General features: G+C 44.7%; 18 protein-coding genes. 14 read left to right on the top strand and 4 right to left on the bottom strand.

Translation table 11 applies throughout. From position 1 onward, the window contains the following. The first annotated feature begins 623 nt into the window (after positions 1 to 623). From R7Z77_RS03830 to luxS, 9 genes are all read left to right on the top strand, one after another. Entirely contained in the window at positions 624 to 881 is a 258-nt protein-coding gene (locus R7Z77_RS03830) for an oxaloacetate decarboxylase subunit gamma (RefSeq protein ID WP_005379932.1), read from the top strand. A 31-nt stretch (positions 882 to 912) separates the two neighbouring features. Then, entirely contained in the window at positions 913 to 2697 is a 1785-nt protein-coding gene (oadA, locus tag R7Z77_RS03825; protein ID WP_033905601.1) for a sodium-extruding oxaloacetate decarboxylase subunit alpha, read from the top strand. Positions 2698 to 2706: 9 nt separating this feature from the next. Next, positions 2707 to 3837 (top strand): sodium ion-translocating decarboxylase subunit beta, encoded by a 1131-nt coding sequence (locus R7Z77_RS03820; protein ID WP_005379935.1) that lies wholly within the window; start codon positions 2707 to 2709, stop codon positions 3835 to 3837. 123 nt (positions 3838 to 3960) lie between these two features. Then, on the top strand, positions 3961 to 4911 hold the full coding sequence (locus R7Z77_RS03815) for an NADP-dependent oxidoreductase (RefSeq protein WP_213889959.1): 951 nt from the start codon (positions 3961 to 3963) through the stop codon (positions 4909 to 4911). Beyond that, a complete protein-coding gene (locus R7Z77_RS03810; RefSeq protein ID WP_005379938.1) occupies positions 4905 to 5366 on the top strand; it encodes a YqaA family protein in 462 nt (153 codons plus the stop codon). Before R7Z77_RS03815 ends, R7Z77_RS03810 begins: the two co-directional genes overlap by 7 nt. A gap of 9 nt (positions 5367 to 5375) precedes the next feature. Further along, positions 5376 to 8219, top strand: a complete 2844-nt coding sequence (locus R7Z77_RS03805; protein ID WP_318136605.1) for a pitrilysin family protein — start codon at positions 5376 to 5378, stop codon at positions 8217 to 8219. A 156-nt stretch (positions 8220 to 8375) separates the two neighbouring features. Beyond that, positions 8376 to 9944, top strand: coding sequence for a glutamate--cysteine ligase (gene gshA, locus R7Z77_RS03800; protein ID WP_033905598.1), 1569 nt, complete (start codon positions 8376 to 8378; stop codon positions 9942 to 9944). 23 nt (positions 9945 to 9967) lie between these two features. Continuing rightward, entirely contained in the window at positions 9968 to 10573 is a 606-nt protein-coding gene (locus R7Z77_RS03795; protein WP_213889957.1) for a hypothetical protein, read from the top strand. Between the two features lie 84 nt (positions 10574 to 10657). Then, complete coding sequence (gene luxS, locus R7Z77_RS03790; RefSeq protein WP_017820391.1) at positions 10658 to 11176, top strand: S-ribosylhomocysteine lyase; 519 nt, start codon at positions 10658 to 10660, stop codon at positions 11174 to 11176. Between the two features lie 68 nt (positions 11177 to 11244). Here luxS and R7Z77_RS03785 read toward each other — a convergent pair whose 3' ends face one another. After that, positions 11245 to 12525 carry an HlyC/CorC family transporter gene (locus R7Z77_RS03785; RefSeq protein WP_005379948.1) on the bottom strand — a complete coding sequence of 427 codons (1281 nt, stop codon included), beginning with the start codon at positions 12523 to 12525 and terminating at the stop codon, positions 11245 to 11247. A 124-nt stretch (positions 12526 to 12649) separates the two neighbouring features. After that, positions 12650 to 13444 (bottom strand): inner membrane protein YpjD, encoded by a 795-nt coding sequence (locus R7Z77_RS03780; protein ID WP_005379950.1) that lies wholly within the window; start codon positions 13442 to 13444, stop codon positions 12650 to 12652. A 224-nt stretch (positions 13445 to 13668) separates the two neighbouring features. Here R7Z77_RS03780 and ffh point away from each other — a divergent pair, with 224 nt between their 5' ends. The 5 genes from ffh to rplS all read left to right on the top strand — a co-directional run bounded on the left by ffh (position 13669) and on the right by rplS (position 17271). Continuing rightward, positions 13669 to 15051: a signal recognition particle protein gene (gene ffh / locus R7Z77_RS03775; RefSeq protein ID WP_005385423.1), complete on the top strand. Its 1383-nt coding sequence runs from the start codon at positions 13669 to 13671 to the stop codon at positions 15049 to 15051. Positions 15052 to 15260: 209 nt separating this feature from the next. Next, a complete protein-coding gene (rpsP, locus tag R7Z77_RS03770) occupies positions 15261 to 15509 on the top strand; it encodes a 30S ribosomal protein S16 (protein ID WP_005379962.1) in 249 nt (82 codons plus the stop codon). A gap of 29 nt (positions 15510 to 15538) precedes the next feature. Then, on the top strand, positions 15539 to 16087 hold the full coding sequence (rimM, locus tag R7Z77_RS03765; protein WP_005379964.1) for a ribosome maturation factor RimM: 549 nt from the start codon (positions 15539 to 15541) through the stop codon (positions 16085 to 16087). Between the two features lie 27 nt (positions 16088 to 16114). Then, positions 16115 to 16876, top strand: coding sequence for a tRNA (guanosine(37)-N1)-methyltransferase TrmD (gene trmD, locus R7Z77_RS03760; RefSeq protein WP_017635923.1), 762 nt, complete (start codon positions 16115 to 16117; stop codon positions 16874 to 16876). A gap of 41 nt (positions 16877 to 16917) precedes the next feature. Next, positions 16918 to 17271, top strand: coding sequence for a 50S ribosomal protein L19 (rplS, locus tag R7Z77_RS03755; protein WP_005379971.1), 354 nt, complete (start codon positions 16918 to 16920; stop codon positions 17269 to 17271). Between the two features lie 312 nt (positions 17272 to 17583). Here rplS and yacG read toward each other — a convergent pair whose 3' ends face one another. Together yacG and zapD are read right to left on the bottom strand one after the other, a co-directional pair. Next, positions 17584 to 17778 carry a DNA gyrase inhibitor YacG gene (gene yacG / locus R7Z77_RS03750; RefSeq protein ID WP_017635922.1) on the bottom strand — a complete coding sequence of 65 codons (195 nt, stop codon included), beginning with the start codon at positions 17776 to 17778 and terminating at the stop codon, positions 17584 to 17586. Between the two features lie 158 nt (positions 17779 to 17936). Further along, positions 17937 to 18677: a cell division protein ZapD gene (gene zapD / locus R7Z77_RS03745; protein WP_005373086.1), complete on the bottom strand. Its 741-nt coding sequence runs from the start codon at positions 18675 to 18677 to the stop codon at positions 17937 to 17939. Between the last annotated feature and the right edge of the window lie 12 nt (positions 18678 to 18689).

Below are 18689 nucleotides of genomic sequence, written 5' to 3'. Positions count from 1 at the left end.
TTAGCTCAGCTGGATAGAGTACCTGGCTACGAACCAGGCGGTCGGAGGTTCGAATCCTCCAGGACGCGCCACTTATTGAAAAAGCCTCGCAATTGCGAGGCTTTTTTGTATCTAGACATCTGAAATATGGCGTAGGATCACTAGAGCCTATGTTCCTCTTTTTAAAAGCGAATATGTGCGTATCTAAGCAATTTGCTATCAAGCTTCTGTCGCATCGTGTGAAATCATCCTGATTATCCCTCCTATACACTGACTTCCATTTTTCATTTCAATCACTCTCATGTAGTCACTTTGTTTGTTATTTGTTTATTTATTGTTAATCTTGTTCATCTTTTTGTTTTTGTTGGTTTTTACTGCGTGAGTCCCGATTTGATTTTGAAATCTAAATCGCAGTTTTTATTTATGTCCTCCTTTACTCTGTTCGTAAGGTGATAGCGATTTGAAGTGATTATTTTGTCATGAACTGTGATCTGGGTAGTGAATAAATAATCATTTATCAGGATTACTACAAACCTTCCTTAAACAAAATTGACAAAATTTAACCAATCGAGATAATCCATGGGTCGGGATTTGACACTATTAAAGTCCTGCACGTTGTCAGGATGACAAAGAAAGGAAGCAACATGACTAATATAGGAAGCCTGCTAGTAGATGCGGCCACCCTGATGCTAACGGGGATGGCGGTCGTATTTATTTTCCTCACTATTCTTGTTTATCTCGTTCGGTTAATGTCGAAATTGGTACCAGAAGAAGTACCAGAGCCGATCGCAGCACCAAAAACAAACACTAATATTCAATCAACCTCTTCAGCTGTTAGTCCACAAGTAGTGGCGGCGATCTCGGCTGCGATTCATAAACATCGCGCCTCATTCGCGAAGTAGCCGAACTAGGATTAAAAAGGAGTTTAAGAGCATGTCTAAACCACTAGCTATTACTGATGTGGTCCTTCGTGATGCCCATCAATCACTATTTGCTACGCGTATGCGTATTGAGGATATGCTGCCTATCGCAGCTGAGTTGGATAAGGTTGGTTACTGGTCTCTAGAGACTTGGGGTGGTGCAACATTTGATTCTTGTATTCGATTCTTAGGGGAAGACCCTTGGGAGCGTTTACGTGAACTAAAAAAAGCGATGCCTAATACACCAATGCAAATGCTACTGCGTGGTCAAAACCTTTTAGGATACCGCCATTATGCCGACGACGTAGTAGAAAAGTTTGTTGAACGCGCGCATGCTAACGGCATGGATGTATTCCGTATTTTTGATGCAATGAATGACGTGCGAAACTTCCAGAAAGCCGTGAAAGCAACGGTTGATGTTGGTGCGCATGCTCAAGGTACGTTGTCTTACACAACGAGCCCAGTGCATAACGCAGACACTTGGGTTGACTTGGCAAAACGCCTAGAGGATTTAGGTTGTCATTCGCTGTGTATTAAAGATATGTCTGGCTTACTTAAGCCTTATGAAGCGGAAGAGCTTATCACGCGTATCAAAGCGTCTTGTGATGTGCCATTGGCACTTCATTGTCATGCAACAACGGGGCTGTCTACAGCAACAGCGGTAAAAGCAGTAGAAGCCGGTATTGATATTCTCGATACTGCGATTTCTTCAATGAGTTGTACTTACGGTCATACACCGACAGAAACGGTAGTCGCTATGCTAGAAGGTACCGAGCGAGATACCAATTTGAAACTCGAGCAACTGGAATCTATCGCCGCATATTTCCGTGAGGTACGTAAGAAGTATGCGAAGTGGGAAGGCCAGTTAAAAGGAGTCGATTCACGCATCCTGATTGCTCAAGTGCCTGGTGGTATGCTGACCAATATGGAAGGCCAGTTGAAAGAGCAGGGTGCTGCGGATCGCATTGATGAAGTATTAGAAGAGATCCCTCGTGTACGTGAAGATCTTGGTTTCATTCCATTGGTGACTCCAACTTCACAGATCGTCGGTACGCAAGCGGTGATTAACGTTCTTACTGGCGAGCGCTATAAGAGTATTACCAAGGAAACCGCTGGCCTATTGAAAGGTGAGTACGGTCAAGCGCCAGCCGAGTTAAATGCAGAACTGCAAGCGAAAGTGCTTGATGGTAAAGAGCCAATTACCTGTCGTCCTGCCGATTTACTTGAGCCTGAAATGGAGACGCTTACGGTTGATCTGATGGAGAAAGCGAAATCAGAAGGCATTAAGCTAGCAAGTGAGCGTGTTGATGACGTACTCACTTATGCACTTTTCCCTCAAGTTGGGCTTAAGTTCCTTAAGAATCGTGAAAACCCAGAAGCATTTGAGCCTGCACCAACGCTAGAAGCTGAGAAGCCTGCTGTACCTGTAGCTCAACCAGCAACTGGTGGTGTAGAAACTTATAGTGTACGTGTTGACGGGCAGGTGTATGAGGTGGAAGTTGGCCCTCAAGGTGAACTGACATCTGTTGCTCCTTCTAATGCACCGGCAAAATCGGCTACACCTAGCGCACCTTCTAATGCTTCAGCAGAAGCGGTACCTGCTCCTCTTGCAGGTAACATCTTCAAAGTGAATGTTCAACCTGGTGCTGAGGTAGCTGAAGGCGATGTATTGCTCATCCTTGAAGCGATGAAAATGGAAACTGAAGTACGAGCGGCGCGTGGTGGTGTGGTTCAAGAGCTGAACGTTAAAGAAGGCGATGCTGTCACAGTAGGTGCGCCTCTGTTGAGCCTGGCGTAAGGGAGTATCATGGACGGATTGTTAACCCTTTGGGCAGAAACAGGGATCGCTAACTTCGAGTTCGGCCAAATCTGTATGATGCTGGTTGGTTGTACCTTGCTGTTTTTGGCAATTAAAAAAGGATTTGAACCTTTACTGTTATTGCCGATTGGTTTCGGTGCTATTTTGGCGAATATTCCAAATGCTGGCTTTACTGAGCCTGGTGGCTTGCTCTACTACGTTTACTACATTGGGATTGAATCGGGTGTGTTCCCGCTATTGATCTTCATGGGTGTGGGCGCGATGACTGACTTTGGTGCTTTGATCGCAAACCCAAAAACGTTGTGGTTAGGTGCGGCTGCGCAGTTTGGTATTTTTGCAACACTGTTTGGCGCTATTTTGCTCAACTATGTACCTGGCATGGAGTTCTCCATGGCAGATGCTTCGTCTATCGCGATCATCGGTGGTGCTGATGGGCCAACAGCGATTTTCTTGGCGAGTAAGCTCTCTCCAGATCTGTTAGGTGCGATTGCAGTCGCGGCATACAGCTATATGGCATTGGTGCCGATCATCCAGCCACCAATCATGAAAGCACTGACAACCAAGGAAGAGCGTCAAATCAAGATGGCTCAGCTTCGTCATGTTGGTAAATGGGAGAAAGTCATCTTCCCGCTTGCTGTATTACTGATGACGATTCTGTTCTTACCTTCAGCTACGCCATTGGTTGGTATGTTCTGTTTGGGTAACTTGATGCGTGAAGCTGGTGTGGTCGATCGTTTATCGAAAACTGCTCAAAATGAATTGATCAACATAGTGACTATCTTTTTAGGTCTTGGTGTTGGTTCTAAGCTGCAAGCTGAGCAGTTCTTGAACCTAGAAACGTTAGGTATCTTGGGGTTAGGCGCAGTTGCATTTAGTATCGGTACTGGTGCGGGCGTCCTGATGGCGAAACTGCTTAACAAGTTCTCGAAAGAAGACATCAACCCACTTATTGGTGCGGCTGGCGTTTCTGCGGTACCAATGGCCGCGCGAGTCGTAAACAAAGTTGGTTTACAAGCTAACCCGCAAAACTTTTTGTTAATGCATGCGATGGGACCAAACGTTGCTGGTGTGCTGGGTTCAGCCGTTGCGGCTGGTATATTGTTAGCACTTGTTGGTTAGACATTATTGAAAATGGAATGATCAACCAATTTACAAAATCACGATTAACTTAGGTTAACAAAATGGTTTATAGTCAAAGGGATGCTTTCGCATCCCTTTTTGTTTTCTTGCAGGGAATGGTTTATGGAACACAAACAGATCGTTATCACTGAGTTTGGTGATGCCAACGTACTCGCGATTCAACATGCTTCTACACCATCACCACAGCCTGGTGAAGTCTTAGTAAAAGTCGCTTTTTCAGGCGTAAATCCTATTGATGTCAAAACTCGAGCTGGGCTCGGTTGGGCAGCAGCGCAGAATAAGGATAATTTACCTTGGGTGCCAGGTTACGACATCTCAGGAAAAGTGATGTCTTGTGGAGAGGGGGCATCACGTTTTAATGAAGGTGATGAGGTGGCTGGATTTATTGGTTTCCCAGTTCGAGGCGGTGGTTACAGTCAATACATATGTGTTCCAGAAACTGAGTTAAGTCATGTTCCTAGCTCTGTCACTTTAGAGGCAGCTGCTGCATTACCGTTGGCGGGACAAACTGCGGCACAAGCTCTCAGTAGGGCTAATGTGACGGAAAACGATCGCGTACTTATCCTCGCTGGTGCCGGTGGTGTTGGACACCTCGCGGTACAAATTGCGATCGCGACGAAAGCGGAAGTCTTTACAACCTGCAGTGAACGAAATTTAGATTACCTTGCGACGCTCGGTGCTCATGCAGTGAACTATCAATTTGCACCAGTGTCAGAACGTGTTGAAGATGTTGATGTTTTGATTGATTTAGTAGGCGGAGATGCTGCGTTAGATGCGCTTAAATGCCTGAAAGACAATGCGAGAGTCATCACCGTTCCAACCATAACTGCTGAGCTGATTTGTGAAAAAGCCAAACTCCTAGGCTTTGAGGCTAGTGGCATGTTGGTTGAACCAGACCCTGCGCAGTTAGATACCTTGTTGTACATGGTCGGCGTTGGCTTACTGAAGACTGAAATTCAACAGGTTTATCCTATGAGTGATGTCATTGGTGCTCACCAGCAGGTCGAATCAGGAAGAACCAGAGGCAAGGTGTTGCTTGATATGACATGCTAGAAGCATTTAACACGAGTTTTGAAAGTTTAGCGCTTTGGTTTTCAGATTCAGCATTATGGGTGCTTTTCATGACCGGTTTTCTCAGTGCCACGTTGTTGCCTGGTGGTTCTGAGGCGGGCTTAGTTGCCACTCTCTCATTAAATCAATACTCCGTTTCTTCAATTGTTATGGTCGCTACTATCGGTAATACGCTTGGTGGCTTAACAAATTATTGGCTTGGCTTGTGGATTCCCAACAAAGCACAAGAGGAAAAGCACGGTCATACCGCATTAAAGTGGCTCTCTAAGTATGGCTATTGGGGATTATTTTTTAGCTGGTTACCTGTAATAGGAGACCCGCTGTGTTTAGCCGCAGGGTGGCTAAGAATGAAGTTTCTGCCTTGCGTGATTTTAATATTTTTAGGAAAGGCTGCTAGGTATAGCTTACTTGCGGCCATCTATCTCGGATTATTTTAAGGAAAGTACATGAAGATGTTTTGGGTTGGCGCGTGTTCACTGTTGGTGATCACGGGCTGTGCATCAAATACGCCAGTTTCATCACTGCCGAAAGGGGTAACTTTCGTTGAGTCATCGAAAGCTGAAGAAGGCAAAGTTAAGATTCCATACCAAAAGTATAAACTCGATAATGGTTTAACGGTGATCTTAGCTCCTGAAGATTCTGACCCATTGGTCTATGTGGATGTGACTTACCATGTTGGTTCAGCTCGTGAAGAAGTGGGTAAGTCTGGTTTTGCGCATTTCTTTGAGCACATGATGTTCCAAGGCTCAGAGAACGTTGGTGACCAAGAGCACTTCAGAATCATCACAGAGGCTGGCGGCACGTTAAATGGTACAACAAACCGCGATCGTACTAACTACTTTGAAACGGTCCCTGCTAACCAGCTCGAGAAAATGCTGTGGTTAGAGTCTGACCGTATGGGCTTTTTGTTGGATGCGGTTTCTCAACGCAAATTTGAAATTCAGCGTTCTACTGTAAAAAATGAGCGAGCTCAGCGTTACGATAATCGTCCTTATGGCTTAATTTGGGAGCGCATGTCCGAAGCGCTATATCCTGAAGGTCACCCGTATTCGTGGCAAACCATTGGTTATGTTGAAGATCTTGATCGTGTTGATGTGAACGATCTCAAAGCGTTTTTCTTGCGTTGGTATGGCCCAAACAATGCGACTATCACGATCGGTGGTGACTTAGACGTTGAACAAACTCTAGAGTGGGTAAATAAGTACTTCGGTTCGATTCCTCGTGGTCCTGAGGTTGAAAATGCGCCGAAACAACCTGCAAAACTGCAAGAAGATAAATACATCACTCTAGAAGATCGTATTCAACAACCTATGGTGATGATCGCGTGGCCAACAACCTACAACGGCGAAGAAAGCCAAGCGTCTCTCGATACATTATCAGAAGTATTGGGTGGCGGTACCAACAGCGTGCTCTATCAAGACCTAGTGAAGACTCAAAAAGCGGTCGATGCTGGTTCATTCCATGATTGTGCTGAACTGGCGTGTAACTTTTACGTTTACGCAATGGGTGATTCTGGAGACAAAGGCGACCTATCAAAACTGTACGACGAGCTTTTACAATCACTGAATCAGTTTGCGGAAAAAGGCGTGACAGAAGATCGCCTTGAGCAGTTGAAGGGTAAAGCGGAAGCGGATGCTATTTTTGCGCTAGAAAGCGTTAAAGGTAAAGTGACTCAGTTGGCTTCCAACGAGACATTTTTCGGCGATCCTGATCGTCTTGAGCAACAGCTTGAGCAAATCCGTGCAGTTACGCCGACTTCGGTAGAAAAAGCGTATACGGACTTTATCCAAGGTAAGAACAAAGTGACCCTAAGCGTGGTCCCAAAAGGAAAAACAGACCTTGTCGTAAAACCTGCGACCTTTGTGACGCCAAAGCGCACGCTGCCAGAATATGAGAAGATTTCCGATGACCAATTGGCGTATCGTCGTGCGACCGATAACTTCGATCGCTCAGTGCAACCGCCAGTAGGAGAACCAGTGAAAGCGACGATGCCAGAGCTGTACGAGTTACATTTCAAGAATGGCTCAGAGCTGCTTGGTGCAGTTAGCGATGAAACGCCGACGGTGATGATGCAATTTAGTCTACCTGCAGGGACACGTTTTGTTGAAAAGGGTAAAGAAGGTCTTGCCCAATTGACCGCTGCGATGTTGCAAGAAGGTACAACGAAACGCAGTGTCGAAGAGATTCAAGCTGAGCTTGATAAACTGGGTAGTGTTATCTCTGTTAATGCCACAGGTTATACAACAAACATCAGTGTTTCTGCTCTAGAAAAGAACTTAGAGCCGACGTTAGAAATTGTCGAAGAGATGTTGCTGTCTCCTGCATTTAATCAAGATGATTTCGAGCGTGTAAAAATGCAAGCGCTAGAAGGCCTGGTGTATGAGCACCAAAATCCAAGTTGGATGGCGTCACAAGCGAGTCGCCAGGTGCTCTATGGGGATTCGGTTTTTGCTCGACCAAAAGACGGCACGCAAGCAGGTGTCAGTGCATTAACGTTGGATGATGTCCGTGAATTCTACTCGAAGCATTACACGCCACAAAGTGCGCAAATCGTCGTTGTTGGTGACATCAATAAACAGGAAATTGAGCAGCAACTGACGTTCTGGAAAAACTGGCAAGATGAAGCTGCGCCATTGTATGCACCGCAAAGCATTGCTGCATTAGGTGAGCAAAAGATCCATCTTGTTGATAAACCAGGAGCGCCGCAAAGTGTGGTCATGATGGTTCGTCAAGGTATGCCTTACGACGCAACGGGCGATTTTTACCTAAGTCAACTGGCAAACTTCAACTTAGCTGGGAACTTCAATAGCCGCATTAACCAAAATCTACGTGAAGACAAGGGTTACACATACGGTGCTTACGGCTACTTCTCTGGTAATCCAGAAACAGGCTCGGTGGTTTTCACCGCGCAAGTACGAGCGGATGCAACGGTTGCTTCGATCATTGAGATGGAAAATGAGCTAAATGAATACTCGCAGTCAGGTATTACTGATGAAGAGATGAAATTTATGCGTCAAGCGGTCGGTCAAAAAGATGCACTGAAATATGAAACGCCAACACAAAAAGCGGAGCTCATCAGTGATATTCTTAAGTACAACCTCGATCATGATTACTTGCAGCAAAGAAACGCTATCGTAGAAAAAGTCGATAAGCAGACGTTGAATGCGCTGGCTCAGAAATGGTTTGATCCAAATGACTATCAAATTATCGTCGTTGGTGATGCTAAATCGTTGCGTCCTCAATTAGAAAAGTTGGGGAAAGACGTAGAAGAGCTTGAAATCATTCGATAGAGTACACATTTAATAGCGGAGAAACGTTTCTCCGCTATTCATCTAGATAAGCAACTTTTCGTGGGTTATTTATCTAGATGCATTAACTATCAATAACTTAGCTTACACTTGTGTTATGTAACAAGTGTCCTGCTCCCAATATAAGCGAACCTCATTTTGACTGATTTTGCTGCGCGACTAAAAAAAGTTGCATCAAACCCCGAAGTATTTAAGCAGTTTGGACGCGGTGTTGAGCGAGAAACTTTGCGCTATCGTCAGGATGGACATCTAGCTACAACTCCTCATCCTGAAGGGTTAGGCTCTGCGTTCACAAATCAATGGATCACAACGGATTTTTCGGAATCATTGTTAGAGTTCATTACGCCTGTGTCACATGAAATTCCAGAACTGATGGCACAGCTGAAAGATATCCATCATTTCACTCAAACCAAAATGGGTGAAGAGAAAATGTGGCCACTATCAATGCCTTGCTACGTAGGCTCAGAGGATGATATTCAGTTAGCCCAGTATGGCTCTTCGAATGCAGCGAAAATGAAAACGCTGTACCGAGAAGGCCTAAAGCGTCGCTATGGCAGCCTGATGCAAATTATTTCAGGTGTCCATTTTAACTTCTCGTTTCCTGAAACATTTTGGGATGCGCTCTATGGCGAGCAAGATGAACAAGCCCGCCAAGATGCTAAGTCTGATGCGTACTTTGCGTTGATCCGTAATTACTACCGCTTTGGCTGGATGATTCCCTACTTCTTTGGTGCATCACCAGCGTTATGTGGCTCTTTTATTCAAGGTCGTGAAACCGATCTGCCATTCGAGAAGATTGGCGGGACATTATATTTGCCGAAGTCGACGTCTTTGCGTTTGAGCGATCTTGGCTATACCAATAGTGCTCAAAGTGTGCTGAAAATTGGTTTTAACAGCATTGACCAATACCTCGATGGTTTGAGTGATGCGATTCGCCACCCATCAGAAGAGTTTGCGAAAATTGGGGTAAAAGTGGATGGTGAATACCGCCAGCTTAATTCCAATATCTTACAAATTGAGAATGAACTGTACGCTCCGATTCGTCCAAAACGTGTATCGAAAAGTGGTGAGAAGCCTTCAGATGCGTTACGACGCGGTGGTGTCGAATACATTGAAGTTCGTTCTCTAGATGTTAACCCATTCAGCGCAGTGGGCTTAAATGAAGAGCAAGTACGATTCTTGGATCTCTTCCTTACCTGGGCGGCCTTGTCAGACTCAGACCCTATGGATAACTGTGAATTAGAGTGTTGGCGCGATAACTGGAATAAAGTCATTGTTTCAGGCCGTGAAAAAGGTCTAATGCTGCAAATTGGTTGCCAAGGTGAGCGTCTATCTCTACAAGATTGGGCACACCGAGTTTTCGTCGAGTTACGTCAAATAGCACAGCAAATGGATATGACCGCTGGTGGCTGTGCATACCAAGATGTGTGTAATCAACTCGAGACATGGATTGATAACCCAGAACTAACGATCTCTGGTCAACTATTAGAGCTAACGAAAGAGCTGGGTGGGCTAGGTAAAGTCGGTTGTACTCTTGGTATGAAGTACCGTGATGAAAACCTAGCTCACGGTTATCAGTACTATTCACAAGATACGATGGAAACGGAAGTTGCGTCGTCCGTGGAAAAACAAAAGCAAGCAGAGCAGAGTGACATGCTTTCTTTTGATGATTTTTTGGAAGATTACTTTGCTTACCTGAAGCAGTAATGACTAACTAAGGATTGGTGGGGTTGAACATTAAGTCGTTAGTAGTAGCGGTACTTGGAAGCGTGTTACTTGCAGGTTGTGCTACGGCACCGCCAAAGCAGCAGAATAACTTATGCGAGATATTCCGAGAGAAACCCGGTTGGTACGATGATGCCAAAGATATGGAAGATGAATGGGGTACCCCTATTCATGTCGCTATGGCCATCATTAAACAAGAAAGCAGCTTTCGGCACGATGCAAAACCACCTAAAGATTATTTGCTAGGGTTTATTCCTTGGGGACGAGTCAGCAGTGCGTATGGTTATGCTCAAGCTCAAGACCCTGCTTGGGAAGACTTCCAAGATGCGACAGGTCAGGGGGGCTCTCGTACCAACTTCGATGATTCTATGATGTTTGTCGGTTGGTACACTCATGAAACACGGCGTCAGCTAGGGATTTCATTATGGGATCCCTATAACCAGTATCTGGCTTATCATGAAGGGCGAGGTGGATATAAGCGAGGCACTTATAATCGAAAACCTAGTTTAATCAAAGTCGCTCGACGTGTTGAACAAACAGCGAAAACTTATGGCTGGCAGCTGAAGCAATGTCGTGAGGAATTAGAAGACAACAGCAGCTGGTTCTTTTAGCCCACAGTCAGTTCATGTGCTGTAGGGATGAATGACATTTATCCATTACCGAAAGGTACTGGAGTTACAATCAGGAGAGATGTAATGCCTTTACTCGATAGTTTTACCGTGGACCACACTCGTATGAATGCACCGGCAGTGCGAGTGGCGAAAACCATGCAGACCCCAAAAGGGGATACGATTACTGTTTTCGACTTACGCTTTACTGCGCCAAACAAAGACATTCTTTCTGAAAAAGGTATTCACACCCTAGAGCACCTTTATGCAGGCTTTATGCGTAATCACCTAAACGGTGATTCTGTTGAGATCATCGATATTTCGCCTATGGGTTGCCGCACAGGTTTTTACATGAGTCTGATTGGCACACCATCAGAGCAGCAAGTCGCAGATGCTTGGATTGCAGCAATGGAAGACGTGCTGAAGGTAGAAAGTCAGAATAAGATCCCTGAACTTAACGAATACCAATGCGGCACGGCAGCAATGCACTCTTTAAAAGAAGCACAACAGATCGCAAAGAACATTTTGGATGCTGGTGTTTCGGTGAACAAAAATGATGAACTTGCTTTGCCTGAGTCGATGTTAAAAGAGTTGCGCATCGACTAGGTGCTCATTAAGAAGCATATTGCCCCAATAAGTAAAAAAGCCTGACATGAGTCAGGCTTTTCTTTTGGTTATTTGGATGTCGATTTTTTCTTCTTCGGATAAACACGAACGAGCTTGATTCGGTTCTCTTCAATCTCAACAAGTTCCATTGGGTGACCCGCTACTCTCACGCTTAAATGGCTCTCTGGAATATCTTCCAGGTGCTCCAAAATAAGACCGTTTAACGTTCTTGGGCCATCCGTTGGTAAATCCCATTTCAGGCCTTTGTTAATATCTCGAATATTGGTGCTGCCTTCAATAAGAAAGCTTCCGTCACCTTGAGGACTGATTTCATCAGAGAGGCTTGGAGAAATTGACGTCGTGAACTCACCAATGATCTCTTCCAGAATATCTTCAAGAGTGATTAGACCGATGATATCACCGTACTCATCCACGATCAGACCGATACGTTGCTTGTTGCGTTGGAATTTCAACATTTGCACGTTCAGTGGTGTGCCTTCTGGGATGTAATAGACCTCATCAGCGGCACGTAATAGCGTTTCTTTGTTGAATTCGTTCTTTTCCAACATCAGACGATAAGCTTCACGCAAGCGCAGCATGCCAACCACTTCATCAATTTGGTCACGATAGAAAACTATGCGTCCATGTGGTGAGTGTGTTAGCTGGCGAACAATGGATTTCCAGTCGTCGTTAATATCAATACCGGTAATTTCATTGCGTGGGACCATAATGTCGTTCACGGTGACGTGCTCAAGATCTAAAATAGACACTAGCATGTCTTGGTGTCGGCGAGGGATCAAACCGCCAGCTTCATTTACCACCGTACGCAGCTCATCGGAGCTAAGATGATCTTCTGCTGAGTGATCCGCTCTTACACCAAGTAAGCGGATAAAGCCATTCGTAATAAAGTTAACAAGCATCACTAAAGGCGACAGTAACTTCATCAGTATGGTCAATAATATACTGCTCGCGTAGGACACACGTTCAGGGTAAAGCGCTGCAATTGTTTTAGGGGTAACCTCGGCAAAAACCAATACAACCATAGTTAGTGCACCGGTTGCGATAGCGACACCTAAATCACCATACAAACGCATACCAATAATGGTCGCGATCGCGGACGCGAGAATATTAACGAGGTTGTTGCCGATAAGAATAAGACCAATCAAACGATCTGGACGGTCTAATAGTCTTTCGACTCGCTTAGCACCCTTATGCCCGTTTTTGGCTAAGTGTTTTAAGCGATAACGATTCAGAGACATCATCCCTGTTTCTGAACCGGAAAAGTAACCTGATATGACGATAAGACACGCGAGTAGCGCAAACAAGATACCCGTAGAGATGTCGTCCAAAACGTTGCTGTTCCTTGTAAGTATTGGGTTATATAACGGTTGAGTAAGTCCGTTAAGTCAAAGAGTTAAGGCGTACTGTATTTTATCTAGCCTAAAATATAAAGGATAGGAGCCCTAGAGCTCCTTAATTCAAGATGATTTCTTTTACAAAGCGACTGCCAAAATATGCCAGAGTTAACAGTGTTGCTCCTGCAACAGCGAACCATGTGACTTTTCTACCACGCCAGCCTTTTTGATAGTGACCCCAAAGCAGTATTGAGTACACCACCCAAGCGATGAAAGAAAGAATGCCCTTATGTGCCTTACCTTGGGCAAACATATCCTGCACAAAGACAAAGCCAGTAATGAGCGTGGCAGTTAACAATAAGTTACCGATCAAAATAATTTTGAAGAGTTGACGCTCCACCATTAATAGAGGCGGCAGGTTTGGGTTAATCGCCAAAGATTTTTTTGCTTTCAGTTTGTGATCCAGCCAAGCCAACTGAAGCGCATAGAGTGCCCCGATAGTTAAAGTCGCGTATGAGAAGAGCGCAAATGAAATATGAATGAGTAGCTTAGGGTCATTCTCTAGGTGCTTTATAAACGTGCTTGGCAAAAATGTGGCAGCAGATAAATTGATGGCAGCAAAGCTATAAACGACAGGCAATAAAAACCACAGTCGGTTTTTCAACATAGCAAGGCTCATGACCAGAGAAATAATAAAACTGATCAAAGAAGCCACGTTGAGAATACTCAGGTTTTGACCTGAACCATCAAAAATCAGATCACTCAAAATCCACGCATGAAAAACAAGCGCACAGGCAGCACTAGCAAACACTGTTTTTGCTTTGATTCCTGACTGTTGTGAGAGTCCGGGTATGATGGTCGCAATCGCCAAAACATAAAGTATGGCGGCCGCGATGGCTATTAAGCTATCCATGAATCCTAAATATTATTGTGCACGATGGAGAAATTATACCTTGCATTACACTTTGGGGCTACGTTATATCCGACATCAATCGTGAGAGATGAGATATTGAAATTAATAAGTTACCGCACCATATATAAATAGAGACAAGAATAGGACAGCGGTACGGGTATGACTCAGACCTTGGCTAATGTATACTCACACTAATTAATCGCCATTTTAGCGAAGAGACAAAGATGTTTGAGAATTTAACGGATCGATTATCCAAAACGCTGAAAAATATCAGTGGTAAAGGTCGTCTGACCGAAGACAACATTAAAGAAACCCTACGTGAAGTCCGAATGGCTCTACTTGAAGCTGACGTTGCGCTTCCGGTCGTTCGTGAATTTGTGAACCGCGTTAAAGAAAAAGCGGTGGGCGTAGAAGTTTCTAAATCTCTGACTCCAGGTCAGGAATTTATCAAGATCGTTCAAACAGAACTTGAAGCCGTAATGGGTGAGTCGAATGAGGCGCTAAACCTTGCCGCTCAACCACCTGCTGTGCTTCTTATGGCAGGTCTACAAGGTGCGGGTAAAACCACATCGGTAGGTAAGTTATCTAAGCTTCTAAAAGAACGTGACAAGAAGAAAGTTTTGGTTGTGTCTGCCGACGTTTACCGTCCTGCGGCAATCAAGCAGCTTGAAACGCTGGCATCAGACATCGGTGTTGACTTCTTCCCATCATCACCAGACCAAAAGCCTATTGATATCGCCAATGCAGCGATTGACCATGCGAAGAAAAAATTCTACGACGTACTTATTGTCGATACCGCAGGTCGTTTGGCAATTGATGAAGAGATGATGGGGGAGATCAAAGATCTTCACGCAGCTATCAACCCAGTAGAAACGCTATTTGTTGTTGACGCAATGACGGGTCAAGACGCAGCAAATACAGCAAAAGCCTTTGGCGATGCGCTACCTCTTACCGGTGTAGTTCTAACTAAGGTTGATGGTGATGCTCGTGGTGGTGCGGCACTTTCAGTACGCCATGTCACGGGCAAGCCAATCAAATTCTTGGGTGTCGGTGAAAAAACTGACGCGCTAGAACCGTTCCACCCAGATCGTGTTGCTTCACGTATTCTTGGCATGGGTGACGTTCTGTCTTTAATTGAAGACCTACAACGCAACGTTGACCAAGAAAAGGCAGAAAAGTTAGCGAAGAAGTTCAAAGAGAAGAAAGGTTTCGACCTTGAAGATTTCCGTGAACAGCTAGGCCAGATGCAAAACATGGGCGGCATGATGGGGATGATGGATAAGCTTCCAGGAATGTCCCAGCTACCAGACAATGTGAAAGACAAAGTCGATGACAAGATGTTCAAACAGATGGAAGCGATCATCAGCTCCATGACAATGAAAGAACGTCAACGCCCAGAAATTATCAAGGGCTCGCGCAAGAAGCGTATCGCGGCTGGTTCTGGTGTGCAGGTTCAAGATGTAAACCGCTTACTAAAACAGTTCACCCAAATGCAGAAAATGATGAAAAAGATGCAAAAAGGTGGCATGAAAGGCATGATGCGCAACATGCAAGGCATGATGGGCGGCATGGGTGGTGGCGGTGGCTTCAACCCATTTGGTCGTTAATTAATCGATCACGCATAGATTCAGGGTGTTAGGTACGTCACAAACTTTAAATTCAATTTATGTTGGTGAAAAAGTAACTAAACTCCTTGCATTGCTCCGGGAGAAGAGTAAAATTCCGGAGCTTTATTTTGGCACGAGACCCCAAACTGTTTAATTTCTTGAATGGTTTTTGGGGTTAATTTTATTTTTGAGAAAGCAAAGAGGACGACATGGTAACCATTCGTTTGGCACGTCACGGCGCTAAAAAGCGTCCATTTTATCAAATCGTAGTAGCGGACAGCCGCAACGCTGCAACTGGCCGTTTCATCGAGAAAGTTGGTTTCTTCAACCCAACTGCTAAAGGTCAAGAAGAAGGTCTACGTCTAGACCTAGACCGCGTTAACCACTGGGTTGGTCAAGGCGCGTCAGTATCTGACCGTGTTGCTAAGCTAGTTAAAGACGCTCAAAAAGCGGCTTAATTTTTTACTTGAAAAGTAGAAACTAGTTTATGTCGATGAAAGGTAAAGAAACAATGAGCAACGAAAAGATTGTTGTAGGCAAGTTTGGTGCTACTTACGGCATTCGTGGTTGGCTTAAGGTTTTTTCCTACACAGACAATGCTGAAAGCATTTTCGATTACAGCCCTTGGTACATTAACCAAAAGGGCAAGTGGGTTGAGTACAAAGTAGAAAGCTGGAAGCGCCATAACAAAGGTATGGTGGCTAAGCTGGAAGGCATGGATGTTCGTGAAGACGCGCATCTAATGACGAACTTTGAAATTGCTATTGACCCTGCGGTACTTCCTGAATTGTCAGAAGATGAGTTCTACTGGCGCGAATTGTTTGGGATGCAAGTTGTAACTACTAAAGGTTACGATCTAGGTGTCGTTACTGACATGCTAGAAACTGGCTCAAACGATGTTCTGGTTGTTAAAGCAAATCTTAAAGATGCTTTCGGGCAGAAGGAACGATTAATCCCGTTCCTTGAAGAGCAAGTGATCATTAATGTTGATCGCGAAGCTCAACGGATCGAAGTTGACTGGGATCCTGGATTCTAATCTCCAAAATTACAGAGCGAGATAAACATGTGGGTTGGCGTTATTAGCCTTTTTCCAGAAATGTTCCGTTCTGTTACTGATTTTGGAGTAACAGGTCAAGCGGTTAAAAAAGGTCTTTTGTCGATTGAGACTTGGAATCCTAGAGATTTCACTCACGACAAACATCGCACAGTCGATGACCGACCTTACGGTGGTGGCCCTGGTATGTTAATGATGGTTCAGCCTTTGCGCGATGCCATTCATACCGCGAAAGCAGCCTCACCGGGCAAGACGAAAGTCATCTACCTTTCTCCTCAAGGTCGCAAGCTCGACCAGAAAGGAGTGGAAGAACTGGCAACGAATGAGAACTTGCTTCTGATTTGTGGTCGTTATGAAGGGGTAGATGAGCGCATCATTCAATCTGAAGTCGACGAAGAATGGTCGATTGGTGATTTTGTGATGACGGGTGGTGAGATACCAGCCATGACGTTAATCGACGCTGTCTCTCGGTTTGTTCCGGGTGTACTAGGGGATTTCGCGTCAGCAGAAGAAGACTCTTTTGCAAATGGCTTGTTAGATTGCCCTCACTATACGCGTCCAGAAGTATTGGATGACAAAGAGGTACCAGCGGTACTGATGTCAGGCAATCACAAGGACATTCGTCAATGGCGACTCAAGCAGTCGTTGGGCCGTACTTGGCTAAGAAGACCAGAGCTCCTGGAAAACCTAGCTCTGACTGACGAACAGGAACAATTACTTGCTGAGTTTGTTAATGAGCATAAAGCCATTAAAGAACATAACGCAAAGTAACCTAATTTATTTAGTATCAGTTTATTCTAGGAATTTAAAAAATGAGTAACATCATCAAAGCTCTTGAAGAAGAGCAAATGAAATCAGACCTACCTAAATTTGCACCAGGTGACACTGTTGTAGTTCAAGTTAAGGTAAAAGAAGGTGACCGTGAGCGTCTACAGGCTTTCGAAGGCGTTGTAATCGCAATCCGTAACCGTGGTCTACACTCTGCTTTCACTGTACGTAAGATCTCTAACGGTGAAGGTGTTGAGCGTACGTTCCAAACACACTCTCCAATCGTTGATAGCATCGAAGTTAAACGCCGTGGTGCAGTACGTCGTGCCAAGTTGTACTACCTACGTGAGCGTTCTGGTAAGTCTGCTCGTATCAAAGAGAAGCTTGCTAAGAAGTAATGCTATAACTAGCGTTCTCATCTTAAACGGAGTCCTTTTAGGGCTCCGTTTTTTTATTTGTGTAATTAGCTTGCTCGTTTCTTTTCACCCTAACTGAACTGTCGATGCTCATGCACTGATTTACACTCCACGCCTCTGCCTTGCTGTGAATAGATTCCTGATGTCGCTATGGCTCCTCGGAATGACGGAAAATGATGGTCAAAGATTATATAGCACCGAGGTTCAAATTCGTCATTCTGGACAGCGACGACGGAGCGTGATTCAGGTTCCCCAAGAAGGAACCTAGGGTATTCCTTTACCCTAGGTCTCAATTTAATACTGGTCTTCAGACCAGCCATCACTATCGGACATATCGGGTGCGCCTGGGATGGTGTTTTCTTCATCTGCCCATTCACCAAAATCAATCATTTGGCATTGTTTACTGCAGAAAGGGCGATGAGGACTTTGTTCTCCCCATTCTACGTCGGCGCCACATTGTGGGCATTGAACGATGGTAACTTTAGACATAGTTGAGCGTCCCATTACTAATTGGTGTTAAAGGGTAGTATACCTAAACGAATTAAAGATGGCTTATTCAACGCGCTATTGCTGCTACGAAATTTTATCAAATATAAGCGCAATAAAGCGTTGAATTTTAGATTATGGAGGCGAGGCGTAGTGTCGTCTTAGCTGCAAACAGCAAGTTCAAATTCAATATCTTGTGTGCATGCTTGACCGTTTTCAAACGACATGAACTTGATCGCAAAGCGGTTTTTATGGCCTGAAATCATAGGATACACGCCATATTCCATTGGGATGTGAAGTCTTAGAATGTTGGCTTCATCAGCGTCACTTTGGAAGAAACCTGCACGACCGATTTGAGCTTTGAAATGTCCGGTCTCTCTAGTGAGCTTTAACCATAACGAAAGCGCATCAGATAAGGGCTTTAAGCTTGCTTGCCACTGTTGTGCATCACGCTTTTTACGTTCAATAGGTAGATGAAGCCAGTAGTGTAATGCTGGCAGATCAAAACAGCATGAACCACCCGGTAGATTAAAGCGTTGACGGATAGAGCTTAGGAAGCGATCTTCTTTTAATGCTTGGCCAAAACGTTCAGCACCCATTAGTTGGCTATGAACGACATCTATCTCTTGTAGCAAGGTATTTAATGCGTCTTGATCGACACCATCAACATTGAGCCAATGGCGGTACGACAGCCGTTGCTTCTCAAGATCTTTAGCCAGTTCACTTTTCAGTTGGATTTGTTCGAAGATCTCAACCATATCGAATAACGCACGGAAAAACAGTTGATACTGATGATTTTCGCTAAACCCAGAGGCCAAGTGAGCCTGACGCAGCAGAGACTCCACTCTTAGATAAATACGAGTTTTCTCATTTAACGGATGTTCAAATTTGTGCGTGGTCATCGACATAAGCCT

Source organism: Vibrio sp. 1401 (genome assembly GCF_033340295.1).
This window is presented reverse-complemented; position numbering and strand designations above follow the sequence as displayed.